The 23,810-nt window shown below is 56.7% G+C and carries 25 protein-coding genes; 12 read left to right on the forward strand and 13 right to left on the reverse strand.

Annotation, left to right across the window (positions count from 1 at the left end; genetic code table 11):
* Nucleotides 1–23 precede the first annotated feature (23 nt).
* The 4 genes from CPY64_RS13500 to CPY64_RS13515 form a co-directional block, all read right to left on the reverse strand.
* On the reverse strand, nucleotides 24–1,211 hold the full coding sequence (locus tag CPY64_RS13500) for an acetate/propionate family kinase (protein ID WP_042488749.1): 1,188 nt from the start codon (nucleotides 1,209–1,211) through the stop codon (nucleotides 24–26).
* Entirely contained in the window at nucleotides 1,208–2,197 is a 990-nt protein-coding gene (locus CPY64_RS13505) for a phosphate acetyltransferase (protein WP_042488752.1), read from the reverse strand. The genes CPY64_RS13500 and CPY64_RS13505 overlap by 4 nt, the downstream gene beginning before the upstream one ends.
* Before the next feature lie 248 nt (nucleotides 2,198–2,445).
* Nucleotides 2,446–2,913 (reverse strand): nuclear transport factor 2 family protein, encoded by a 468-nt coding sequence (locus tag CPY64_RS13510; protein WP_042488755.1) that lies wholly within the window; start codon nucleotides 2,911–2,913, stop codon nucleotides 2,446–2,448.
* 61 nt (nucleotides 2,914–2,974) lie between these two features.
* Nucleotides 2,975–3,892: a LysR family transcriptional regulator gene (locus CPY64_RS13515; protein ID WP_042488758.1), complete on the reverse strand. Its 918-nt coding sequence runs from the start codon at nucleotides 3,890–3,892 to the stop codon at nucleotides 2,975–2,977.
* 97 nt (nucleotides 3,893–3,989) lie between these two features.
* On the opposite strand from CPY64_RS13515, the gene CPY64_RS13520 reads away from it, so the two are divergent.
* The 5 genes from CPY64_RS13520 to CPY64_RS13540 all read left to right on the forward strand — a co-directional run bounded on the left by CPY64_RS13520 (nucleotide 3,990) and on the right by CPY64_RS13540 (nucleotide 9,124).
* The gene (locus CPY64_RS13520) at nucleotides 3,990–4,691 is read left to right on the forward strand and encodes a pirin family protein (RefSeq protein ID WP_042488761.1); all 702 of its coding nucleotides are present in this window, start codon (nucleotides 3,990–3,992) and stop codon (nucleotides 4,689–4,691) included.
* Nucleotides 4,692–5,207: 516 nt separating this feature from the next.
* A complete protein-coding gene (locus CPY64_RS13525) occupies nucleotides 5,208–5,408 on the forward strand; it encodes a hypothetical protein (protein ID WP_009454811.1) in 201 nt (66 codons plus the stop codon).
* 132 nt (nucleotides 5,409–5,540) lie between these two features.
* A complete protein-coding gene (locus CPY64_RS13530) occupies nucleotides 5,541–6,686 on the forward strand; it encodes a GGDEF domain-containing protein (RefSeq protein ID WP_042488765.1) in 1,146 nt (381 codons plus the stop codon).
* A 122-nt stretch (nucleotides 6,687–6,808) separates the two neighbouring features.
* Nucleotides 6,809–8,227: an indoleacetamide hydrolase gene (gene iaaH, locus CPY64_RS13535; RefSeq protein ID WP_052363035.1), complete on the forward strand. Its 1,419-nt coding sequence runs from the start codon at nucleotides 6,809–6,811 to the stop codon at nucleotides 8,225–8,227.
* A 339-nt stretch (nucleotides 8,228–8,566) separates the two neighbouring features.
* A complete protein-coding gene (locus tag CPY64_RS13540; protein ID WP_042488768.1) occupies nucleotides 8,567–9,124 on the forward strand; it encodes a DUF1697 domain-containing protein in 558 nt (185 codons plus the stop codon).
* On the opposite strand, the gene CPY64_RS13545 is transcribed toward CPY64_RS13540, so the two are convergent.
* Nucleotides 9,116–9,949 carry an aminoglycoside phosphotransferase family protein gene (locus CPY64_RS13545; RefSeq protein WP_042488770.1) on the reverse strand — a complete coding sequence of 278 codons (834 nt, stop codon included), beginning with the start codon at nucleotides 9,947–9,949 and terminating at the stop codon, nucleotides 9,116–9,118. The two genes, CPY64_RS13540 and CPY64_RS13545, sit on opposite strands and share 9 nt — an antisense overlap.
* Nucleotides 9,950–10,270: 321 nt before the next feature.
* On the opposite strand from CPY64_RS13545, the gene CPY64_RS13550 reads away from it, so the two are divergent.
* The 4 genes from CPY64_RS13550 (at nucleotide 10,271) to pyrF (ending at nucleotide 13,610) form a co-directional block, all read left to right on the forward strand.
* Entirely contained in the window at nucleotides 10,271–10,558 is a 288-nt protein-coding gene (locus tag CPY64_RS13550; protein ID WP_009454802.1) for a co-chaperone GroES, read from the forward strand.
* Between the two features lie 34 nt (nucleotides 10,559–10,592).
* Nucleotides 10,593–12,239 (forward strand): chaperonin GroEL, encoded by a 1,647-nt coding sequence (groL, locus tag CPY64_RS13555; protein ID WP_042488773.1) that lies wholly within the window; start codon nucleotides 10,593–10,595, stop codon nucleotides 12,237–12,239.
* Between the two features lie 154 nt (nucleotides 12,240–12,393).
* Complete coding sequence (locus tag CPY64_RS13560) at nucleotides 12,394–12,777, forward strand: diacylglycerol kinase (protein WP_042488775.1); 384 nt, start codon at nucleotides 12,394–12,396, stop codon at nucleotides 12,775–12,777.
* 5 nt (nucleotides 12,778–12,782) lie between these two features.
* The gene (gene pyrF / locus CPY64_RS13565; protein WP_042488778.1) at nucleotides 12,783–13,610 is read left to right on the forward strand and encodes an orotidine-5'-phosphate decarboxylase; all 828 of its coding nucleotides are present in this window, start codon (nucleotides 12,783–12,785) and stop codon (nucleotides 13,608–13,610) included.
* A 182-nt stretch (nucleotides 13,611–13,792) separates the two neighbouring features.
* On the opposite strand, the gene CPY64_RS13570 is transcribed toward pyrF, so the two are convergent.
* Both CPY64_RS13570 and CPY64_RS13575 read right to left on the reverse strand, forming a co-directional pair.
* Entirely contained in the window at nucleotides 13,793–15,055 is a 1,263-nt protein-coding gene (locus CPY64_RS13570) for a CaiB/BaiF CoA transferase family protein (RefSeq protein WP_042488782.1), read from the reverse strand.
* Between the two features lie 11 nt (nucleotides 15,056–15,066).
* On the reverse strand, nucleotides 15,067–16,053 hold the full coding sequence (locus CPY64_RS13575) for a Bug family tripartite tricarboxylate transporter substrate binding protein (protein WP_042488785.1): 987 nt from the start codon (nucleotides 16,051–16,053) through the stop codon (nucleotides 15,067–15,069).
* A gap of 149 nt (nucleotides 16,054–16,202) precedes the next feature.
* On the opposite strand from CPY64_RS13575, the gene CPY64_RS13580 reads away from it, so the two are divergent.
* Entirely contained in the window at nucleotides 16,203–17,003 is an 801-nt protein-coding gene (locus tag CPY64_RS13580) for an IclR family transcriptional regulator domain-containing protein (RefSeq protein WP_042488788.1), read from the forward strand.
* 4 nt (nucleotides 17,004–17,007) lie between these two features.
* On the opposite strand, the gene CPY64_RS13585 is transcribed toward CPY64_RS13580, so the two are convergent.
* Genes CPY64_RS13585 through ribBA form a run of 6 tightly spaced genes read right to left on the reverse strand, consistent with a single transcriptional unit; the run spans nucleotide 17,008 to nucleotide 21,186 of the window.
* Nucleotides 17,008–17,514 carry a CinA family protein gene (locus CPY64_RS13585; RefSeq protein WP_026485462.1) on the reverse strand — a complete coding sequence of 169 codons (507 nt, stop codon included), beginning with the start codon at nucleotides 17,512–17,514 and terminating at the stop codon, nucleotides 17,008–17,010.
* Complete coding sequence (locus tag CPY64_RS13590; RefSeq protein ID WP_035275669.1) at nucleotides 17,511–18,032, reverse strand: phosphatidylglycerophosphatase A family protein; 522 nt, start codon at nucleotides 18,030–18,032, stop codon at nucleotides 17,511–17,513. The genes CPY64_RS13585 and CPY64_RS13590 overlap by 4 nt, the downstream gene beginning before the upstream one ends.
* A 9-nt stretch (nucleotides 18,033–18,041) precedes the next feature.
* A complete protein-coding gene (thiL, locus tag CPY64_RS13595; protein ID WP_042488792.1) occupies nucleotides 18,042–19,004 on the reverse strand; it encodes a thiamine-phosphate kinase in 963 nt (320 codons plus the stop codon).
* Nucleotides 19,005–19,017: 13 nt separating this feature from the next.
* Complete coding sequence (gene nusB / locus CPY64_RS13600) at nucleotides 19,018–19,533, reverse strand: transcription antitermination factor NusB (protein ID WP_042488795.1); 516 nt, start codon at nucleotides 19,531–19,533, stop codon at nucleotides 19,018–19,020.
* Complete coding sequence (ribH, locus tag CPY64_RS13605; RefSeq protein WP_042488798.1) at nucleotides 19,487–20,005, reverse strand: 6,7-dimethyl-8-ribityllumazine synthase; 519 nt, start codon at nucleotides 20,003–20,005, stop codon at nucleotides 19,487–19,489. Before ribH ends, nusB begins: the two co-directional genes overlap by 47 nt.
* Nucleotides 20,006–20,019: 14 nt before the next feature.
* Nucleotides 20,020–21,186, reverse strand: coding sequence for a bifunctional 3,4-dihydroxy-2-butanone-4-phosphate synthase/GTP cyclohydrolase II (gene ribBA, locus CPY64_RS13610; protein WP_042488800.1), 1,167 nt, complete (start codon nucleotides 21,184–21,186; stop codon nucleotides 20,020–20,022).
* 115 nt (nucleotides 21,187–21,301) lie between these two features.
* Between ribBA and CPY64_RS13615 the strand changes: the two genes are divergently transcribed.
* A complete protein-coding gene (locus CPY64_RS13615) occupies nucleotides 21,302–22,129 on the forward strand; it encodes an IclR family transcriptional regulator (protein WP_042488803.1) in 828 nt (275 codons plus the stop codon).
* A 119-nt stretch (nucleotides 22,130–22,248) separates the two neighbouring features.
* Nucleotides 22,249–23,778: a CYTH and CHAD domain-containing protein gene (locus CPY64_RS13620; protein WP_042488806.1), complete on the forward strand. Its 1,530-nt coding sequence runs from the start codon at nucleotides 22,249–22,251 to the stop codon at nucleotides 23,776–23,778.
* Nucleotides 23,779–23,810: the final 32 nt, after the last annotated feature.

Raw genomic sequence — 23,810 nt, forward strand, 5'->3', positions numbered from 1 at the left:
GGCTTCAAACCGCCGCGGTGGTGCTATGAACTTTTCCTCACCAAGGCGAGAGATTGCTCGGCGATAACCCGCTCTTCGTTGGTGGGAATGACCAGGACCTTGACCCGACTGTCGCCTGTCGAAATGACGGCTTCCCCAGCCTGATTGCGAACCGGATCAATCTCCACCCCCATCCACTCCAGGTGCCTGGCGATGCCTGCACGAATGGATGGGCTGTGCTCGCCAATCCCCGCCGTGAACACCAAGGTATCCAGGCCCTTCAAGGCCACGCACAAACCCGCCAGATTCTCTGCCGTGTGATAGCAGAAGTACTCCACTGCCAGCTTGGCACGAGGGTCATCCGAAGCCTCCAGCGCGCGCATATCTGCCTGATCACCGGACAGGCCTTTCAAACCGGATTGGGTATACAGCACAGACTGGATCTCGTCGTGCTCCATGCCCTGCTCCAGCATCCACAAGACCACACCGGCATCCAGACGCCCTGGTCGTGTGCCCATCGGCAAGCCATCCAGCGCCGTAAAACCCATGGTGGTGTGAACGCTGCGGCCTTCTTTCAGAGCGCAAGCCGATGCGCCGGAACCCAGGTGGGCAACGACAACACGCCCATCGACCAGCTCGGGCATTTCGCGGCGCAGGTGCTGGGAAATATAGTGATAGGACAAGCCGTGAAAACCATAGCGGCGCACGCCCTGCTCAAAAAAACGCTCCGGCAAGGCAAAATGCTGCAAATACGGAACATGCCCTTGGTGGAAAGCCGTATCCAGACATGCAACCTGGAAAATTTCCGGGTAGTGTTCAAAGATCACGCGGACAGGGGCCAGATTGTTTTGCTGATGCAGCGGTGCCAAGGGCGACAGGCTGTCCAGATACTCCAGCACCTGCGGCGTCAGGGGCACACTGCTGTCGTAGCGGGCGCCCCCGTGCACAATGCGGTGGCCAACCGCAATAGGCCGACCATCGACATGCTCCAGCAACCAGCGTGCCACCAAAGCCTGAGCCGTATGCAAGTCCTTGGCCTGCTCGCCATCCAGGTCCTGCTTGACCATGGATTGACCTTGCGCATCCTTGACCTTGAACGCAGGCAGGCTGCTGCCAATGCCCGAAACCTGACCGCCAAATTCAAAGTCCAGCTGGTCGCCCGGCTGAACCTTGTACATATGAAACTTCAGGCTGGAACTGCCTGCGTTAATGACCAGAATCTGCTCGCTCATGAGTGCTTGGCCTCCACAGCCACTTTACGCTCCAGATAACCTGCGTAAATGCTGGCGACGGCGCACGATGCCATGCGGGTCTGGGCGCTATCAGCACGGCTGGTCAGAATAATCGGCACACGAGCGCCCATCACAATGCCGGCAGCCTGCGCACCAGACAGGAAAGTCAGGTTCTTGGCCAGCATATTGCCGGCTTCCAGATCGGGCGCCACCAGAATCTGTGCCTTGCCAGCGACGGGCGACACAATACCCTTGATACGCGCCGCTTCGGGGCTGATGGCGTTGTCCAGTGCCAGGGGGCCGTCCAGCACTCCACCCGTAATCTGGCCACGGTCAGCCATCTTGCACAAGGCAGCGGCTTCCAGTGTGGTGGGGATTTTTTCCGTCACCTGCTCGACCGCAGACAGGATAGCGACCAGCGGTGTGCCTAGGCCCAGACCGTGGTGCAGATCAATGGCGTTCTGCACGATATCTGCCTTGGTGCTCAGGTCGGGGAAGATATTGATGGCGCCATCCGTCACGAATAAGGGTTCGGAATAGCTGGGCACATCCATGATGAACACATGACTCAGGCGGCGGCCCGTGCGCAAGCCTTTGCCCTGGGTGCAAAGCACGGCCTGAATCAGTTCATCCGTATGCAGGCTGCCTTTCATCAGCAACTGCGCGCGTCCGGCCAGTACTTCTTCGACGGCGCGCTCTGCCGAGGCATGGCTGTGAGGGGTATCAATCAAGGTTACCCCTTCCAGGCTCAAACCATGCTCTGCCGCCACGGAATGCAAACGGGCCTGCGGGCCAACCAGCACGATCTCGAACAGGCCTTGAGCCCGTGCCTGCAAGGCGGCTCCCAGAGACACATCGTCGCAGGGATGAGCCACCACACAAATCCGGCTGTGCTCTTTGCGAGCTTGCTCGATCAAGCGGGAATAATGACTGGAAGGCCCAGTGCGATCCACGGCGGCCGTATCCAGGCCAGCAGGGTGATTCATGATAGATGACTCCTTGGAGATGAACGAAGCTAACCCAACACTAAACCATTTATCTGCCCGCATGTCTTTGATTGCGAACAGGGAAACTTCAATAGTTTGCCCATCATTCTTTTAAGCGCGCCAAGAACGAGGCATAAAGATTCAATATTTAAAAAAAATCCGGTTTTGCAAAGCGCAAACCGGACTTTTATTTTTATGGCTGTTTATTCATCACGATAGCCCAGATCCGCCAGTATCCGGGCCGGATGTTACAGGCCTAATTCACTCAGGCTGGGATGCTCGTCGGGGCGTCGCCCCAAGGGCCAATGGAATTTGCGCTCGGACTCGGTAATGTCCAGATCATTAATGCTGGCATGGCGCACTGCCATATAGCCATTCTCATCAAACTCCCAGTTTTCATTTCCATAACTGCGCCACCATTGCCCGTATTCATCTTGCCATTCGTAGGCAAAACGCACGGCAATTCTATTTTCATGCCAGGCCCAGAGTTCTTTAATCAAACGGTATTCGCGTTCTTTTTGCCATTTGCGTTCTAAAAAAGATTGAACCTGATCGCGTCCCTGTGGAAATTCGCTGCGATTGCGCCAGCGCGTATCCACGGTATAAGCCTGCGAAACCTTGACTGGGTCGCGGCTATTCCAGGCATCCTCGGCAGCACGCACTTTCTGGCGAGCACTCTCCAGATCGAAAGGTGGCAAGGGAGGACGTTTATCCATAGTGATCTCCTAGAAAACAAGAGTGGACCAGACAGTCTAGCGGCAAAACGTAAGCAGTCTCTTACTGGCCGGTATCGGCCCAGGGTGCTTGTTCAAATCCGGCAACCAGAAAGTCGATAAAGGCTTGCACTCGAGCCGAGCGGGACCGACCCGGAGGCGTCAGCAGATGCAAGGTCAGGCTGGGTAGATCCCATTGCGGCAATACGACCTCCAGTTGCCCTTGCTCGACCATATCGCCCAGCAGAAACTGGGGCAGCACGCTAAGCCCCAGGCCCTGGAGCAAGGGTGGGATCAAAGCTTGAGCGTTGTTGACTTGCAAGGCGCAGGGCACGGTTTGGGAGTAATACTCTTCCCCTTGCTGAAAGCGCCAGACACTACCACGACGCTCGTAGGCGTAGCGCAGGCTCATATGCTGGGCCAGGTCACTGGGGTGAGTGGGTCTGCCGTACTTGGCCAGGTAACTGGGGGCTGCGACCAGGCGCAAGCGCAGATTGCACAGGCGACGCACCAGGAGGCTGGAGTCATCCATGGTCGAGATACGCAAGGCCATGTCGAAGCCTTGTTCAACAATGTTCACCTGGGCGTCGTTAAAGTGCAGGTCCAGCAGAACGGCCGGGTGCTTTTCCATGAAGGCTGGCAGCAAAGGGGCCAGATGCTCCAGCCCGAAAGACATGGGAGCAGCAATTTTGATGCGTCCTTGCAGGCTTTCTTTCTGGTCGCGTGCCAGGGCTTCGGCGCTTTGTCCGGCCGCCAGAACGGCCTGGGCCTGCTCCAGGCTGGCTTGCCCGGTTTCTGTCAGGGACAGGCGTCGGGAGGTGCGGTGAAACAGCGATACGTGCAGCTGTTTTTCCAATCTTGTGATTGCCTTGGAGACAGTGGGCTGGGACAGACCCAGCACTTCGGCTGCCTGGGCAAAAGAGCCGGTCTCCGCCACGGTGGCGAAGATGGCCCATGCCTGTAGATCAGGAAGTGTTTTCATGTCAATTTTGGAATGAATTCTATGCTATTGATTCTATTTTATTCAATCAGCTAGACGCTTAGAATTCTTTTTAGTATCCAATATTAAGGAGCGCATCATGATTGAACATCGGCCTTTTAATGAACTGGGCGGCGCCAACCACGGCTGGCTGGACGCCAAGCACCATTTTTCTTTTGCCAATTACTACGATCCCGCTCGCATGAGCTGGGGTGCCCTGCGTGTCTGGAATGACGACACGATTGCGTCCAACACCGGGTTTCCGCCTCACGATCATGCCGATATGGAGATCATTACGTATGTGCGTGAAGGGGCGATCAGCCACCAGGACAGTTTGGGCAACAAAGGTCGTACGGAAGCGGGCGATGTGCAGGTAATGAGTGCCGGCACGGGTATTCGCCATGCGGAGTACAACCTGGAAAATGGCACGACGCAGATTTTCCAGATCTGGATTCAGCCAGAGCGTCGTGGTTTGCCGCCTGCCTGGGGTGCCAAGCCTTTCCCCAAGGATGAGCGTTCGGGGCAGTTTGTGGCCCTGGCCAGTGGTTTCGAGGGTGACGCGGAGGCTTTGCCGATTCGTGCCCAGGCTCGTGTGCTGGGAGCGACCTTGAAAAAAGGTCAAAGCACGACTTTGTCTTTGCCTGCCGAGCATCTGGCTTATCTGGTGCCTGCCACGGGGCGGGTTTCGGTGAATGGGCTGGAACTGAATGCTCGTGATGGAGCGGCGATTCGCAATGAAACGACGCTGGAAATTCAGGCGCTGGAGGATGCTGAGCTGGTGCTGGTTGAGACAGCGCAGTAATTGCGGAAGGGCTGTTTTGAAGATGGGGGGGGGCCGTTTGAGCGCTCCCCCCGCTTCTTTTTGCTGTTCTGGTGCTCTGAAAATAAACGCAGGTAAGAGAAGATATATGTCTTTTTAAGGTCATATGTCAGCTCGGAAATTAAACAACCCAATAGAACGCTTGGGTTGCCTTGCCGTTTGCTGGCGTAATGTCGTTTGTTCAGTACTCCACCTTGGCAGAAAGACGCCACTTGGAGCCCTGCCTGGGTGTCCGGGCTGAGCACTTGCCGGTGCTGCGCACCGGTGCCCTTGTCAGGAGATAGCTACGGGCGCACCCTGAACTCCCGGGGTGGTTCGTCCCCCGGACGAACCACAAGCGCCCCGGTCAAACAACAGGGCGCTTGCACCCCTACGCTATCTCCTGACCGCGGCAAGTACTCCGAATCGCCCCGACACCCAGGCAGGGCTCCAAGTGGCTGGCATCGTGAGCAATTTGAGGGCGAAACGTAACTGTAATGCCGCTCTATGAGCTAATTGATGATGGATTCAGGGGTATTTTTCGTGGCTCAATTTCCTGCCATGAAAAATACAGTTGGAGGTGGGCTGTCTCAACTGTCTGTTTTCGGTGTGGTTTTGAAAAGTATTCCTGATTTTTTGTTTAGCTTAGGTAAACAATCCTTCCCCTTGTCTGTCCTTCTCATTCTGCGCAGCCTTCCCTTAACGGAAACCGGCTCATAAAGCAGATCAAAACTTCCTCTTTTCTCTGATTAAACTGTTTGTTCTCAATCGATAAGCGTCTGCCCTGCAGCAATATCGTTACAATTGTTGTAACGCCAGTTTTCAACTCTTCTTAATGCACGCGAACACACCGTGTCCTCTCCCAACCAGTATTTCGTTCTGATCGTCCCTGCCTGCGCGGCATTGCTGGGCATCGCGATGATTTACTGCTGGAGCCGTCTACGCGATCACCGTTACCTGCTCTGGATTGCCTCGGGGTATATCTCCACGGCTATTCCTATGGGGATCCATAGCCTGATGCCCAATGAGCAACTCGCCCGCTGGACTCTGCCCTTGTCTGCTATGTATTTATATGGTGTCTGGGCCTTGTCTCATGGGGTCGCTTTACGTTTTGGCGGACGTGCTCATCCCAGATTGGCTGGAGTAATCGTCCTCGTCACGCTGGGGCTGCTTTTTTATTTTTCCCAGATTGATGATGATCTCTGGCTGCGTTTACAAATTCTGAACTGGGGCCTGGCCTTGTTGGTTGCTTTGCCCATCAAGTCGATCTTGTCCGGCAGGTCACGCACGATTCCTTTGGCAACGCTGTTGCGGGCCTCTTACCTGACAGCCTTGCTTTATGCCTTTGTTCGTGTATTTGCGCTGGCCACACTGATCCCTCGCGAGATGCAGCCAGAGCTGACCCGCTCCGGGTTTTGGCTCTTGATGCTGGCGACCAATATGTTCATCAGCATTTGGGTCGCGCTGGCTATTTTGACCAGTACGGCCATGTCGATTGTGCAGACGCTGGATCATGAGCGCAGCCGGGACCCTTTGACCCGTTTGTTGAACCGTCGTGCTTTTTTCGAGCAGGTCAAAAAACGGCTGGAGCTGTATGGACATAGCGGCTGGGCGGTCATGACCTGCGATCTGGACCACTTCAAGATGGTCAATGACACCTGGGGCCATGTGGCGGGCGATCGGGCCTTGAAGGAGTTCGGGGCCTTACTGGCTCGCACGGTTCGCCAGGACGATTTGGCAGCCCGCTTTGGGGGCGAGGAGTTTGTCTTGCTGATACGCAGCACCAGCTTGCATACCGCCGTGCTGGTTGCCGAGCGTTTGCGCAGCAGTGTGATGAATCTGCATATCCCGGCCACGGCGCATACGCTGACGGCCAGTTTCGGTGTGGTTCAGCTAAACAGCAATGGCGACATCAACCAGGCCATTGAGCAAGCTGACCGGCTTTTGTACGAAGCCAAGCATGCTGGCCGCAACAAGGTCGTTTGGAAGGCGTCCTGAGTTATTCCTCCTGCTTGCTGATACCCTTACAGTCTCTTTTTTCAAGACAGCCCCGTTAGATGCTGATTGATAGGACTATCACAGCAAAAGCCGGGGGCGTTCACGCCTCCCCAGGAGACCCCATGTCACTTACCGAACTTAGCGCCAGCGAACTGCTGGCAGGTCTGGAAAAAAACCAGTTCAGCGCCCGTGAGATTGCCGACGAGCTGCTCAAACAGTCACAAGAAATGGCCCATTTGGGCGGTCTGGCACATTTGGATTCAGAGCTGTTTTACCAGCAGGCCGATCAGTCTGACGCACGCCGCGCCCGTGGCGAAGCCTTGGCGCTGGACGGTGTGCCTTTGGTGATGAAAGACAACCTGAACACCACGGACATGCCCACCACGTCCAGCACCGGCGCCCTGCAAGGTCGCGTGCCGCTGAAAGATGCAGATGTAGTCGCACAATTGCGCAAGGCCGGTGCCGTGCTGCCCGCCAAGTCCGTGATGCACGAACTGGCTTTTGGGATTACGACCAATAACGCCACTACGGGCCCCAGTCGCAACCCTTATGATCCAAGTCGTATTCCCGGCGGCTCTTCCGGTGGCACTGCAACGGTTGTGGCAGCTCGTCAGTTCCCGGCTGGCCTGGGCACGGATACGGGCGCTTCGGTGCGTTTACCTGCCGCGCTTTGCGGCCTGTACGGTTTCCGTCCTACAGTGGGCCGTTATTCGGGCCAGGGCATTGTGCCTTTGTCCCCTACCCGCGATACAGCAGGCCCCATGACTCGCAGTCTGGCTGACATCAGCTTGCTGGACAGCCTGCTCTGCCAGAAGGCCCCCACTGTGATTGCCACTCCTTCCTTGAAGGAGCTGCGTCTGGGCGTACCCCGTGACAGCTTCTGGAAGGATATGGATGCCGGTGTGGCCGACGTGACCCTGGCGTTTCTGGATGATTTGCAAAAAGCCGGTATCACGCTGGTCGATGTAGACCTGTCTCCGGCTCTGAAGATCAATGCCCGCGTCGGCATGCCGATTGTGCTGTATGAAACCTTGCAGAACCTGCCTTTGTACCTGGCCGAAAACAAGTACGACATTAGCTTGGACGAGTTGATTGCTGGCATTCACAGCCCCGATGTGAAAGAGATTTTCGACGCCATTACGGGCGACTACACCATCAGCCAGGAAGCCTACGAAGAAGCGCTGAATGTAGACCGCCCCCTGATGCAGCAAGCCTATGCAGACCTGCTGCGCCAGTCCAATGTGGGTGGCCTGATCTTCCCAACCAGTCCGCTGACCGCCTGCCCGATTGGCGATGATGAAACCACCATGATGAACGGCAAGGCTGTGCCTACGTTCAACACTTACATCTCTCGTACCGACTTGGGTTCGAACCTGGGCGCACCGGGTATTTCCCTGCCTATCGGCCTGTCGGGTGGTCTGCCAGTGGGGATGTTGATTGAGGCCGGTATCGGTGCAGATGATCAACTGCTGGCTCTGTGCCGTGCGATTGATCCTTTACTACCAGCCACACCTGCACCGGATTTGAGCAAACGGGCATAAACGACGTAAAGGCGGATTAAGCAATCTGCAGGCTACTGCACCAGGCTGAATAACTCGCCACATCCAAATGCCATCAGCCCAACAAGAAACAGGCCGAATTCCTAGGGAAATCGGCCTGTTTTTTTGATGAGGCTCCTCACGAAGGCGTCATGCGCCCGGGTCCGTATTACCACTAAACCGCCGACGCAACATCTGCACCAACCAGCCGTGATGCTCACACAATGCAGACTGACGAGCCTTGAAAACCAAACTCACCACTGTTTTTTAATACAGCATAAAATAGCGCACTGAAACTCCCGCCCGCACGGCAACACCCCAACTTCACGGCCAGCACACACCATGAATACGCAGATTCTTTTATTGCGCGGCGTCATGCCCACCGGCAAGAACAGGGTCTTGATGGCACCCCTACGTGCGGCTCTGGAAGCAGCGGGTTTGAAAGAAGTCCGGACTTATATACAAAGCGGCAATGTGATTGTGTCCACAGAGCTGGAACAGCCGGAGCTGGAGCAACTGGTTCACCACACCATCAAGAACAAGCTGGGCGGAGATATTCAGGTTATCGCCCGAACGCCGGCTTATTTCATGCAAGTCATGGCGAACAATCCTTTCAAGGACCAGAGCCCCAGCCAGCTATATTTCACCCTGCTGCGCTCCCCGGCAGACAGCGCCTTGCGGCATGCCTTCCACGCCCTGGAGCACGCACCGGATCAAGTCCGCGTTATTGATGACATCGCCTATATCGTGTGTGCGACCCGGTATCGAGACCTGAAAGCGAACAATAATTTCATCGAGAGAAAGCTCAAGGTCGTTGCGACGACACGCAACTTCAACACCATGAGCAAGCTGATCGCCTTGAGTACGGGTAACAAGGTTGGGATGGAAACCTCAAGCTAAGGCCTGTCGAGCGATATCCGCAACGGCCAGCTCTTTGCTGGCCTCGACGCGCAATCCGTCCTCCAGAAACCAGGCAGCTGACAAAGCGGCATGAGCCATAACCCATCTGAGCAAGCGTTGACGCTCAAGGCCTGCAACGTCAATGACCACCGACAACTGCCGTGCAAAGCGCGCTGGATTGGTGCTCGTTTTAAGGTCAGGATTGCACAGCACATTTACGTAGTCGTAATAGCGCTCACCAGTGACGCGCTTGGGATCTATTGCCAGCCATCCACGCTGATCGAAATCGAGGATATTGCTATGGTGCGCATCCCCGTGCAGGATGACCTGCTCGCGCTGATCACGTAGCAGCTCATTGGCCACTATTACGCATTCAGCCATCAGACCGCCCTCTTGCTGTGCCATCGGTGCAAGCGATTCAAAAAAATCACTTAGGGGGCGTAGACTGTCAGGTGGGGCCGAAGGTCTGTTTGAGTGCAATTGTTCGAGGGCATGGCAGATACAGGTGGTCGCTGCATCATCCTCCCCCTCTAAAGCCATACGCAATAGATCCTTCGATCCTGTTGCACGCTCCATCAGCAGTGTTCCTGAGTCCGGGTCGCGGGCATATACATGCGCCGCGCCATCACCTGCCCACCATTGCAGCACTTGGCCGCCGATGCGCTCGTCAAGATCTCGTGTGATTTTGATCATCGCCGGCTGCCCCTCCAACTTCCCCCTAAGGCACACAGGCAGAAGATCGCTGGTCGCGGTACTGAACGGCTTGCCAGCGGCCTGAGCCCCCCAGCGTTGGAGATAGACGTTGAATAGGTTGAGCTTGGACATTTACCTTGTTTTCGTAGAAATCCAACTAGACAGAAGGAAAGCCTAGCGTTCAATCATGCCCGACCGTTCATGATCGAAAGCGGCCAGCTTAACTGAGCTTGCCTTATTAATGTGAGTCCAAGTCCAGACACGCACCAGAACCCGGCGTTTCCCTCCCCCCTACTTCACGCCCCAGGACAAATATGTAACAGCCTGACCCTGGTGCTCTTGAAATTAGAAAAGTCGTCCCTATAATTAGCACTCGAAGGGGTTGAGTGCTAAAACGCCTCGCCCCCACAATCGGACCAACAACTAAAGTCATCTTTAAACAGGAGTTTCTCCATGGCACTGCGTCCTTTGAACGATCGTGTGATCGTCAAGCGTCTGGACAACGAACGCACCACCGCTTCCGGTATCGTTATCCCCGAGAGCGCGACTGAAAAGCCCGATCAAGGCGAAATCCTGGCCGTTGGCCCCGGTAAGAAAACCGAGGACGGCAAGGTTCTGGCGCTGGATCTGAAGGTCGGCGACAAAGTTCTGTTTGGCAAATACTCCGGCCAGGCCGTCAAGATCGACGGCGAAGAGCTGCTGGTGATCCGCGAAGAAGAAATCTTCGCCGTGATCGAATAAGTACCGCCAACGAAAATTCAATAGGATTCAAACCATGACCGCAAAACAAGTTTACTTCGGCGACGACGCACGTACCCGCATCGTGCGCGGCGTTAACGTTCTGGCCAACGCTGTTAAGACCACCATGGGCCCTAAAGGCCGTAACGTTGTTCTGGACCGCTCTTTCGGCGCTCCTACCGTTACTAAAGACGGTGTGTCCGTTGCCAAAGAAATCGAACTGAAAGACAAGTTCGAAAACATCGGTGCTCAACTGGTTAAAGAAGTTGCTTCCAAGACTTCCGACAATGCCGGTGACGGTACCACTACCGCTACTGTTCTGGCTCAAGCCATCGTTGAAGAAGGCCTGAAGTTTGTTGCCGCCGGCATCAACCCAATGGACCTGAAGCGCGGTATCGACAAGGCCGTGGGCGTTGTGGTTGACGAACTGCGTCAACTGTCCCGTCCTTGCACCACCAGCAAAGAAATTGCTCAGGTCGGTTCCATCTCCGCCAACAGCGACCACTCCATTGGTGAGATCATCGCCAATGCCATGGACAAAGTGGGTAAAGAAGGCGTGATTACCGTTGAAGACGGCAAATCCCTGGAAAACGAACTGGACGTGGTCGAAGGTATGCAGTTTGACCGCGGCTACCTGTCCCCTTACTTCATCAACAACGCTGACAAGCAAGTTGCTGTTCTGGACGATCCGTTTGTGCTGATTTTCGACAAGAAAATCTCCAACATCCGTGATCTGCTGCCCGTTCTGGAACAAGTTGCCAAGACCAGCCGTCCTTTGCTGATCGTTGCTGAAGACGTGGAAGGCGAAGCCCTGGCTACTCTGGTTGTGAACAACATCCGTGGCATTCTGAAGACTACCGCCGTTAAAGCTCCTGGCTTTGGCGATCGTCGCAAAGCCATGCTGGAAGACATCGCTATCCTGACTGGCGGTACCGTGATCTCCGAAGAAACCGGTATGTCCCTGGAAAAAGCGACTCTGGACGACCTGGGTCAGGCCAAGCGCATTGAAGTGGCCAAGGAAAACACCACGATCATCGACGGCGCTGGCAATGGCACCGACATCGAAGCTCGCGTGAAACAAATCCGCGTTCAGATCGAAGAGTCCACTTCCGACTACGACCGTGAAAAACTGCAAGAGCGCGTGGCCAAGCTGGCTGGCGGTGTTGCCGTGATTCGCGTTGGCGCTGCCACCGAAGTCGAAATGAAAGAGAAGAAAGCCCGCGTTGAAGACGCCCTGCACGCTACTCGCGCAGCCGTCGAAGAAGGTATCGTTCCTGGCGGTGGCGTTGCACTGATTCGTGCCCGCGCAGCTGTTGCCCAACTGAAAGGCGACAACACCGACCAAGACGCCGGTATCAAGCTGATCCTGCGTGCTATCGAAGCTCCTTTGCGCACCATCGTCTCCAACGCCGGCGAAGAAGCCAGCGTGGTTGTCAACCAAGTAGCCAGCGGCACCGGCACCTACGGTTACAACGCCGCTACTGGCGAATACGGTGACCTGGTCGAGCAAGGCGTTCTGGACCCAACCAAGGTGACTCGTACTGCTCTGCAAAACGCAGCTTCGATCGCCAGCCTGTTGCTGACCACCGAAGTGGCCGTAACCGAAATCGTGGAAGACAAACCTGCTCCAGCCATGCCTGACATGGGTGGCATGGGTGGTATGGGTGGTATGGGCGGCTTCTAAGCCACACATCAGCACCCCGATCCGGGCGGAAATTGATCACTTCTGCCCTGATCGCCACGCTTTTAGTACAAAAACCGGATGGATTTTTCCATCCGGTTTTTTTTCGTCCAAGCAAACCCCTATAATCAGGGCACTTCAATCAGCAGCTTCCTTCATGTCAGACTCTCCATTCAAAAGCAAAGGTGGTTTGGGCCGCCTGTTCAATGCCTTGCGCTACTCCGGGCAAGGCCTGGCCGCCGCCCTGCGCCATGAGGCTGCCTTTCGCCAGGAACTGGCACTGGCCGTCGTCCTGACGCCACTGGCATTCTGGCTGGGACAAACCCCGGCGGAGATTCTGGTCTTGCTGGGCACACTGATCTTTGTGCTGGTGGTGGAACTGCTGAACTCGGCCCTGGAAGCCCTGGCCGACACGATTACCCTGGAGCACCACCCCTTGATCGGGCGGGCCAAGGATCTGGCCAGTGCTGCCGTGCTGCTGTCCCTTATTTTTGCTGGTGCCGTCTGGCTCAGCTTTTTGTATAGCCGTTTACTTTCCTGATTCCCATGACATTCATAGAAAAACTGAACCGTGCCTGGACGGACAACCAATCCATGCTGATGGTGGGTCTGGACCCAGACCCTGCCCGCCTGCCTTTGGAGCTGGCCGACAAACCCGGCGCGATTTACGAGTTCTGCAAAACGATTGTGGACGTCACCGCCGACTACACCTGTGGCATCAAACCGCAGATTGCCTACTTTGCCGCTCAGGGTGCCGAGGATCAGTTGCAAGACCTGTGCGACTACATTCGCAGCCGCTACCCTCACCTGCCCATCGTTCTGGATGCCAAGCGTGGGGACGTGGGTTCGACAGCCGAGCAGTACGCGCGCGAAGCCTTTGAGCGCTACCGTGCAGATGCCGTCACCGTCAGCCCTTACATGGGTTTTGACTCGGTAGAGCCGTATCTGGAGCACAAGGACAAGGGCGTGATCGTGCTGTGCCGCACCTCTAACCCCGGCGGCTCGGACCTGCAATTCATGGAAATGGCCGACGGCACCCCACTGTACTTGCACGTAGCCAGCCTGGTGGCAGAGAAATGGAATACGAACGGCCAATGTGCTTTGGTGGTGGGCGCAACCTTCCCTGATGAAATTGGCAAAGTGCGCGCCCGTATTGGTGACATGCCTTTGCTGGTGCCCGGCATTGGCGCGCAAGGTGGCGACGTGGTCGCCACGGTTGCCGCTGGTATGGACTCCCAAGGCAACGGCATGATGATCAACTCCTCGCGTGCCATTCTGTACGCCAGCCGTGGCGATGACTGGCGTGATGCCGCACAAGCTGCAGCAATTGCTACGCGCAATGCCATTAATGACGCACGCAACAAGCAGCGTTGATTGATGGCCCTCCCGGCTTGTCGAACAAGTCCGGGGATCGCGACAGCGACAGCGACAGCGACAGCGACAGCGACAGCGACAGCGACAGCGACAGCGACAGCAATTAGTGTAGATACAAGAAAGCCCCACTCACTTGGATTCAATCCCAAACGAGCGGGGCTTTTTATTTTGAACTACGCAATCTAGTTCCGGTTACGCCACTGCTTCAGTTCCAGGCTATCCGCCCCCAGCAAACTCTCCAGCGCCTGCTCGGTATGCTCGCCCAACTGCGGTGGAGCCATGCGGTAGGACACCGGGCTATCTGAAAAACGCATGGGGCTGGCCGTCATGCTGACCTTGCCAGCCTGGCTGTGGTCCAGCTCGATCCGCATGTTCCGGGCCTGGACCTGCGGGTGCGAGAACACACCATGCAGATCATTGATAGGCCCGGCTGGCACGCCAATCTTATCCAGGGCGTCCAGCCAATAAGCACTAGGACGTGTTTGCATTGCGGCGCTCAGGATTTGCTCCAGCTCATCCCGGTGCTTGACCCGCTGACTGTTAATGTTGAAACGCGAATCCTCAACAATCTCCGGGTGACCAATCGCTTCGCAGTAAGCCGCGAACTGACGGTTATTACCGATAGCCACAATGATGTGACCATCTTCCGTCGGAAACACCTGATACGGCACCAGATTCTGATGCGCATTGCCCGCCCGCTTGGGTGCCTGACCGCTGACCAGATAGTTCATGTTCTGGTTTGCCAGCATGGCAACCTGACAGTCCAGCAGAGCAATGTCGATATGCTGCCCCAAGCCACTGCGCGAACGTTCAAACAAGGCGGCCAGAATGCTGCTGGTGGCATACATGCCCGTCATCAGGTCCGCCACCGCAACCCCCGCTTTCTGTGGACCACCGCCGGGCTTGTCATCACGCTCGCCCGTCAGGCTCATCATGCCGCCCATGGCCTGGATCATGAAGTCATAACCCGGACGCTCGGCATAAGGGCCTGTCTGGCCAAAGCCGGTAATCGAGCAGTAGATCAGACGGGGGTTGATCTCTTTCAGGCTGGCGTAGTCCAGGCCGTACTTGGCCAGGCCGCCCACCTTGAAGTTCTCGACCAGGATGTCGCATTCCCGTGCCATGGCACGCACCACATCCGCCCCTTCCCGGCTGGCAATGTCCAGGCTGATCGACTGTTTGTTACGGTTGGCCGACAAGTAGTAGGCCGCTTCAGCCGTATCTTCCTTTTCAGGTGTCTGTAAAAAGGGCGGGCCCCAGGCGCGTGTATCGTCGCCGGTTTCGGGCCGTTCTATCTTGTAGACATTGGCCCCCAGGTCAGCCAGGTTCTGTGTGCACCATGGACCAGCCAGAATGCGTGTCAGATCCAGAACCCGGATGCCATCCAAAGGGGCAGGACGCGTCGCCTGCGAGGCGTGCTGATCGCTCACGTTACAGTGCTCCATTCAAAAAACGATTAGTCCAGCGTGATATTGGCTTGCTTGATCAGGCTGCCAAACTTCTCGTCTTCCTGACGCAGGAACTCGGCGTATTCAGCAGGGGTAGAGGAAATGATGTCCACACCCTGGCGACGGAAGGTTTCAACAAATTCGGCATTCTGGCTAACGGTTTTCATGGACTGGCTCAGACGCTCGACAATTTCAGCCGGAGTGCCGCTGCTGACGTGGAAACCAAACCAGGCTGTCACGTTATAGCCCTGGTCCAGACCCAGCTCTGCGAAGGTAGGAACCTCTGGCAGCAAGGAGGAACGCTCGGGACCGGATACGGCCAAGGGACGCACGGTGTTAGCGTTGATGTGCGTAATCGCTGTGCCCATGCTGTCGAACATGAAGGAGATGTGACCACCCAGCAGGTCCGTCATGGCCGGTGCGCTGCCACGGTAGGGAGCATGGATAACATCGATATTGGCCATCGTGGTAAAGGCCGCTGCCGACAGGTGCGAGGACGAACCATTACCAAAGGACGCATAGGTCAGATCTTCGGGATTGGCGCGAGCGTGGCTGATCAGCTCCTCACCCGTATTGAAGGGACTTTGCTTGGCATTTACCACCAGCACGTTCTGCCCTTCGGCCACCAGCGAAACAGCCGTCAAGTCCTGCGCGGGATCGTAAGGCAGTTTCTTGTAGAGGTGGTTGTTCACCACCGCCTGACCCACCGCGGCCAGCAAGACGGTGTAGCCATCAGGGGCGGATTTTGCGACAAAGTCCGTAGCAATGATGCCACTGGCGCCGGGCTTGTTTTCCACAATGATGATCTGGCCCAGATCCTTGGACATTTGCTGCGCAACACCGCGGGCAATCACGTCAGTCACGCCACCCGGCGTAAAGGGCACAACCAGACGGATAGGCTTGTCCGGGTACGCGGCTTGCGCACCCAAGGAACAAAACAACAGACCCATTCCGGCCAGCAGAGGAGCCACTTTACGGGCGAGCACTTTTTTCATGAATCACTCCAAACTTATTTTGTTCGATAATCGAACTTGATTATTAAATTGCTAAGTCTTGTTTTTTTTACAATTTATCATCGATAATTCTTGTGAATCCCATCAGGTTCGTTAATCGAACAAAACTAGGCCTTGCCCCTTACTGAGCAATGACAACGAATAAAGAGACAGGTCCCGCCCCCAACAGCTACAAGGGTGACCCGGACTATATGCAGTCGCTGGCCCGTGGCCTGCAGGTAATTACGGCTTTTTCAGACAGAAGACGACCATTGCGGGCCGCAGAAATTGCTCTGAAAACAGGCCTGGCGCGGGCAGTGGTGCAACGCTGCCTCTATACCCTGCAAGCCCTGGGCTATGCGGAGCAGGAAGGTGCGTTCTGGAAACTGCGCCCGGCGATTTTGCAACTGGGTCATGCCTATTTTTCGTCGACCTCCATCGTCAGTCTGGCCCAACCCATACTGGACGATTTAAGTGATCGTGTCGGTGAAACCTGTGCGCTGGCCTTGCTAGATGGGGACGAGATCCTGTATCTGGCACGTGCACAACGACAGCGTGTGCTGACTGTGTCTTTGGGCCTGGGTAGCCGACTGCCTGCCCATTGCACCTCGATCGGACGCATGATGCTGTCGCAGTTGCCACAAAACAGGCTGGACGCCTATCTGGAGCTGGCTCCCTTCAAGATCATGACGCAATACACCGCCCATACTCGCGAGGCTTTGCTGCGCGAATTAAAGCAGGTACAGGAAAAGGATTATTCCTTGATCAAGGAAGAGCTGGAGCTAGGTTTGACGGCAATTGGCGTACCCGTGCGCAGTGCCAGCGGGCGCGTCGTGGCCGGGATGAGCATCAGCATCAAGGACTGGCAGGATACAGAAGAGAAATTGATCCAGCGCTGCCTGCCCGAACTACGTTCGAGCGCCAGGCAGCTGGGTTTGATGTTGCCGGCCTGAGCAATCAGGCGGGATTGAGCATGGTCAGCGCACTGGCCAAGGCGTATTCCACGGCCTGCTGACGGATTTGGGCCCGGTCTCCATCAAAGATACGGGCAGAGGCGCGGGTCACAATACCGTCGCCCCGGCGTTGTGCAAAACCAAAGCACACCAGGCCAACCGGCTTGCCCGCGGTGGCTCCGTCCGGGCCGGCAATGCCGGTCGTGGAAATAGCCAGCTCTGCATCTGCTGTAGCTTCCAGCGCACCCGCCGCCATTTCCATGGCGGTTTCTTCGCTGACTGCACCAAAGCGATCCAGGGTGTCCTGGTTCACACCCAGTTCCTGAACCTTGGCCTTGTTGCTATAGGTGACCAGACCGCGCTCGAACCAGGCGCTGGAACCGGGCAGGTCCGTCAAGGCAGCAGCCAGCAGGCCACCTGTACATGACTCGGCGCAGGCGACCATCCAGCCGCGATCTTTAAGGGCTCGCCCCAGGGCCAGGGCGGCATTGCCGTGCTCGTAATCGCTCATGAGAAAACTCCAAAACGTACCAAGACAGCCATCAGCAACAAGGTATAGCCTGCCGCCAGGAGATCGTCCCACATAACGCCAAAACCATTATGCAGACGACGATCAAAATAGCGGATCGGCGGTGGTTTGAGAATATCAAAGAAACGAAATAAAACGAATGCGATGCCCTGTGCCAGCCAGGTCTGCGGAATCAGCCACAGCACCAGCCAGAAAGCGACCATCTCATCCCAGTTCATGCCGCTGTGATCGGACACACCCAGATCGTAGCCTGTGCGGTGACAAGCCCAACAACCAATGAAAAAGGTGACCGGCAAGAAAATGGCCATTTGCGTGTCGGTCAGCACATGCAGACCCAAGACCCACAAGACCCAGGCCAGCACCGTGCCCCAAGTGCCCGGCCCTGGACGCAATACGCCAGTACCGCCACCAAAAGCAATCAAGCGCCAAGGCTTTTTCACCACCCAATCCAGGGTAGGACGTTGAATCGGATTCAAGGAAGGATCAGGAAATGTGCTCATGACACAGACTCAGCCACCAAAATGATCGAAACCGCCCTGGGCAGGGGCAGGATGCAGTCCCTGTTGATCACGCACATGCACCCCGCTACCGGCATGCATGGAGCCAATACGGCTGAGCTGCACACCTTCGCGCTGAGCCAGCGTCAAGATGGACTCGCGGCGCAGGGGATCTGCGGTGAAACACAGCTGAAAAACGTCGCCGCCCACCAGAACCGCTTCACGTTGCAAGTCGGCAGGCAAGCCTTTCAGGGAAGGGTCCAGCGGCAAGGCATCCCAATCCAGATGGGCAGCACATTGGCTGGCTTTGGCGATATGGCCCAGATCCTGGACCAAACCATCCGATACATCAATGGCGGCATGAGCCAAACCTGCCAGAGCATGTCCCAGGCGATACGGCGGCCAGGGTTGCTCCAGGGCTGGGCGGCTGGCAGCCAGTCGATCCGGATCCGAAGCCAGGCGACCTTGCAGGAGACGCAAGGCAATGTCTGCCGCCCCCAGGGTGCCCGTCAACCAGATATCGTCACCAGGCCGGGCCTCACTGCGTTGCAAAGCCTGCCCCGCCGGGACTTCACCCAGCACCGTGATGCTGATGACCACACCTTGCTTGCTGCGCGTGGTATCACCGCCAATCAAGGGACATTGCGCCTGATCGGCCAACTGGAACAAACCTTTGGAGAATGCGGCCAGCCATTCGGGCCGGACTTCGGGCATGGATAAAGCCAGCAGGCAGGCGCGTGGTTTGGCTCCCATGGCGCCCAGGTCCGACAGATTCACGGCCAGCGCCTTGTGCCCCAAGAGAAAGGGGTCCACGTCAGGAAAGAAATGTTGCCCTTCGATCAGAAGATCCACGCTGCTGGCCAGTTGCCAACCGGGTGTCGGAGTAAAAAGGGCACAATCGTCACCCACTCCCAAATAACCTTCGGGAGCGGGACGATTGAAATACTGCTGGATAAGACCGAACTCGTTCAGCACGGCACGCCCCGTTTTAGCGGCGGGCCTGCTTGGCAACTTCCGGTGCGCGTACGTCGGCGGCCAGTTTGTCCAGCACGCCATTCACGAATTTGAAACCGTCCGTACCGCCAAAAGATTTGGCCAGTTCAACGGCTTCATTAATGGCAACGCGGTAAGGCACTTCAACGTGATGCACCAGTTCGTAGCTGCCAATCAGCAAGATGCCATGTTCGATGGGAGAGAGCTCTTCCAAAGGACGATCAACATAAGGCAAAAAGCGTTCGCGCAGCACGGGGGCTTCGCGCATTACGCCGAACAGCAAGGTTTTGAACCAGGCGGCATCGGCTTCGCCAAACTCCTCGTCACCCCGGATATGGGCGTCGATGGAGGTAGCTTCCTGCAGGCCATCTGCCCCTCGCAAAAGCCAGGAGTAGATGCCCTGCAGGGCAAATTCGCGCGAGCGGCGGCGCGCGGATCGTCCGTTGGCCTTGCTGGCCGGGACTTTATTTGTCGTCGTCAAGATCTTCGTCCTCGTAATCTTCGTCCTCATCGTCGTCCAGCTCGGGTTCGAGGACGGCGATAAGATTGCCCAGCTCGACCGCTGTACGGGCGCAATCGCGACCCTTTTCAGCAGCGCGAACTTCGGCTTGTTCATCTGTGTTGGTGGTCAGTACACCGTTGGCAACAGGAATACCGGTTGCCAGGGAGACTTGGGTAATGGCCGAAGCGCTTTCATTGCTGACCACTTCAAAGTGGTAGGTGTCGCCGCGGATAACGGCGCCCAGAGCGATCAGGGCATCAAACTCGCCGGTTTCGGCCATCTGGCCCAGAGTAATGCCCAATTCCAACGCGCCAGGTACGGACAGAACAGTCACGTCGCGCTCGTCCACACCCAGAGCCTCCAGCTCTTTCAGGCAGGCTTCCAATTCGGTCAGGCCGATGGATTCGTTAAAACGTGCACGCACAATACCAATGTGCAGACCTTCCCCGTTCAGGTCAGGGGTAACAATGTAAGGATTCATGTTGGAAGCTCCGCTTAGGATTGAGAGTCTGGTTCGCTATGGTAACCCGTCACGGTCAATGCAAACCCGGCCATGCTTGGCATTTTACGTGGTCGCGACATCAAACGGGCTTTGCCAACATTGAGGTCACGCAAAATTTGTGCACCAATTCCATACGTGCGCAAATCATTGCGGCTAGGACGACCGCGTGGCGTTTGTGCCGGGCTGTCTGCGCCCCAGGCCTGGATCTGCTCAAAACTCTCTTCTTCGGAGTTCTGACAATTCATCAGCAACACAACACCGCTGTCGGATTTGGCCACGGTACGCAGCGCAGTGGGCAGGGTCCAACTGTGGCCCACATCGCCCTCAATCAAGACATCCAGCACGGTAGTCGGTTCATGCACACGGACCAGAGTTTCCACGTCGGGGCTGATTTCACCGTGCACCAGCGCCAGATGCAGGCCACCAGAAGACAGATCACGGTAGGCGTGGCACTCAAATTCACCGTAAGGGGTCTTGACGGGTTTCTTGTGCAGACGCTCGATCATGGATTCGTGTTCGCTGCGGTACTGGATCAGGTCCGCAATGGTGCCAACCTTGATGCCATGCTCGCGGGCGAACACCAGCAAATCCGGCAAGCGCGCCATGGTGCCGTCAGGATTGAGCACCTCGCAAATGACAGCCGCCGGGGTCAAACCGGCCATTGCCGTCAGGTCACAGCCCGCTTCGGTATGACCGGCACGCACCAGCACGCCACCTTTGGCCGCCTTCAGCGGAAAAATGTGGCCTGGCTGCACCAGGTCAATCGGACGCGCATCACGGGCCACGGCCGCTTGCACGGTACGGGCACGGTCAGCCGCAGAAATACCGGTTTCCACGCCTTCAGCCGCTTCGATCGACACCGTGAAGTTGGTGCCAAAACGTGTGCCATTACGGGTGGCCATCAAAGGCAGGTCCAGTTGGCGGCAACGTTCTTCGGTCAGGGTCAGGCAAACCAGACCGCGACCATGAGTCACCATGAAGTTGATCGCTTCGGCATTCACGAATTCGGCGGCCATGACCAGATCGCCTTCGTTTTCGCGGTCCTCTTCGTCAACCAGAATAACCATGCGACCTGCGCGCAGCTCTTCAACAATCTCTGGAACGGGAGCGATTGGACTGGCGCCCAGTTGACCAGCGTCGGACTGAATTTCTTGATTCATCGTGCTCTTTGCTCAGACAGATAATAATTAAGGCCATTTTACGACACCCAGGCCCCGGCGGGCAGCTTCATTAGTCGGTACACTTGAAGACCGTGCCAAACCGCCCCAAACCCCTATGACCGAACCCATTTTGCCTGCTCTGGACGAAAAACGTCGCCGTATCCAATCCATTGAAACGGGTTTTGGCCTGTTGAAAGTGCTAGTGGACAGCGGACAACCCATGATGTTGCGTGATCTGGCTACTCAGGCGGGAATGAGCTCGGCCAAAGCCCACCCGTATCTGGTCAGTTTTACCAACGTAGGACTGGTGCAGCAGGCTCCGGCTACCGGCCTGTACGAGCTTGGGCCGTTTGCCTTGCAGATGGGTTTGGTCAGCTTGCAAAGCCAGAACCCGGTGAAGATTGCCCTGCCCCTGGTTCAAGCCTGGGCCTCGCGCATCGGGCACACCCTGGGCTTGGCGGTGCTGGGCTCACACGGACCCACCATGGTTCATATCAGCGAGGCCAGCTACCCAGTCCATGTGAACATGCGCTGCGGCACGGTCATGTCCATGCTGCACACGGCCACCGGCCACGTCTTTGCCGCCTGGCTGCCCCCTGAAGTGGCGCGCCACTACATTGAGCGCGAGGCAGGTGACAGCGCTGTTGTCACCAGTATCAGTCCGCTGCGCCCCAGCCCCAAAGAACTGGCTGCCATGCTGGAAAAAATCCGTGAACAAGGTGTGGCACAGGCACTGGGCAACCCCTTGCCCGGTATTGATGCCCTGTCCGTCCCCGTGTTTGATCACTCCGGCCAGATTGTGCTGGCCCTGACCAGTCTGGGCCCCAGTACGCTGTTTGATGCCAGTATCAACAGCCCCATCCTGGCTCAGTTGCGACAGTGCGCCAACAGCATTTCACACCAGTTGGGCTGGCGCGAGCCACTAGGTACTCCCCCTTTATAAAACTTGACATGACTACACACACTTATACGGGTGTCGACACTTCAAGTTTGGCTGGTTTACATGCAAAATAATCGTTTTATCCGCCCACCTGTTGTGGGTGATTTCTCGAGTGCGATGCTGTGCTAGAACAAGAACTGAAATTTTTTGTACCCGAGAGTGCCCGTCCCGGTTTATTGACCGCCTTTGACGCCGTACGCACGGGTAGCATTACCTTAAATGCCATTTACTTTGATACGCCCGAACGCGATTTGGCGCGCTCGAGTATCGCCTTGCGTCTGCGCAAGGAAGGCGAGCAATGGGTTCAGACCGTCAAACTGCCCGGTCCTGATACCCTGTCCCGCATTGAAATCAATCACCCCCGTCCTGGCCCGGAACTGGACCTGAGCCTGTATCAGGACACACCCGCCCACGCTGCGCTGGCTCGTTACGCGGATCAGATTCAAGCGCGTTATCAAACCCGCATCCAGCGCGAGCTGGCCCTGATCAAGCAAGGCCAGTCGGAACTGGAGCTGGCCTACGACGTAGGCCATATCGAATCCAATGGTTTGAAGCTGCTGGTCAACGAGCTGGAAATTGAACTGATCAGCGGCGAGAGCCTGTCCATGTTTGAAGTCGGCCAACGCTGGCTGTACAAGCATGGCCTGATTCTGGAGATGCGCAGCAAGTCCGAACGCGGCGATGCACTGGCCAGTCTGGCGGATCGTCGCCGTGCGAAATCCGAAAGCCTGGACCTGTCGCCAGAGCAAGTTGCTGCCGCCTTGACGCGCAAGGCCTACGATCTGCCCAAGCCCCATTTTGTCGATACCGAGGACCTGGAGCAGTTCTACAGCCTGAGCGCCACCATGAGCCTGGAGCAGGTCATTCGCAATGCGGCTTTGCTGGCGGGCGTGGATGGCATACGCCCAGACTCTTCCCGTCAGGCCGACTACCTGGCCTTGATGCGTGTCGGTCTGCGCCGTCTGCGCTCCTGCCGCAAGCTGTTCAAAATGTGGCTGTCAGCCAGCGAAGGTTATGCCAATACCCGTCTGACGCATTACTTCGGTCTGTTTGGTCAGGCGCGTGACCACGACCTGGTGCAGCTGGAGATTACTCCCTTGCTGCTGCAAGCTGGCATGCCCGGTCCGGCCCCCGAACCGACTCCAGCCCACCTGGAACACGACCCTGTACAACTGGCCAGTGCCGCCGAGTTCCAATCCTTGCTATTAAGTAATCTGCAAAGCCTGATCTGCGGCCCTACGCTAGAACTGGATGGCGTGCCCCAGCCCGAGCATCTGGTCGAAGCCCGTATCAGCCGCTGGTTTCAGACCATTCAATTGCGCAGTCAGCGCTTCGCACAGATCAGTCAGGACAAGCAGCATCGTTTGCGCAACCGGATCAAGAGCCTGCGCTACTGCCTGGAGTTTTTGCCCAGCGCTGCCGACAAGCAAGGGCTGCACAAAGTGCTGCGCGAATGTCAGGCCTTGATTGGCGCGGTTACCGATGTGGACGTGGCACTGGATTGGTATGCTCAACATGCAGCCAATCCCGAGCAGGCGCAATTTGCGCGGGACTGGCTGACTCATGCCCGCCAAGGGCGTGCCGCCCATGCCCAGCATGCTCTGAATGCCTTGGATCAGCATCAGCCACAGACTGAATTGCTACGACGCTAAGCAGCAAGGCCACTAAAGCCGATCCGCAGGTC

The sequence above is a fragment of the Alcaligenes faecalis genome (assembly GCF_002443155.1).
GTDB classification, from domain to species: Bacteria; Pseudomonadota; Gammaproteobacteria; order Burkholderiales; family Burkholderiaceae_B; genus Alcaligenes; species Alcaligenes faecalis.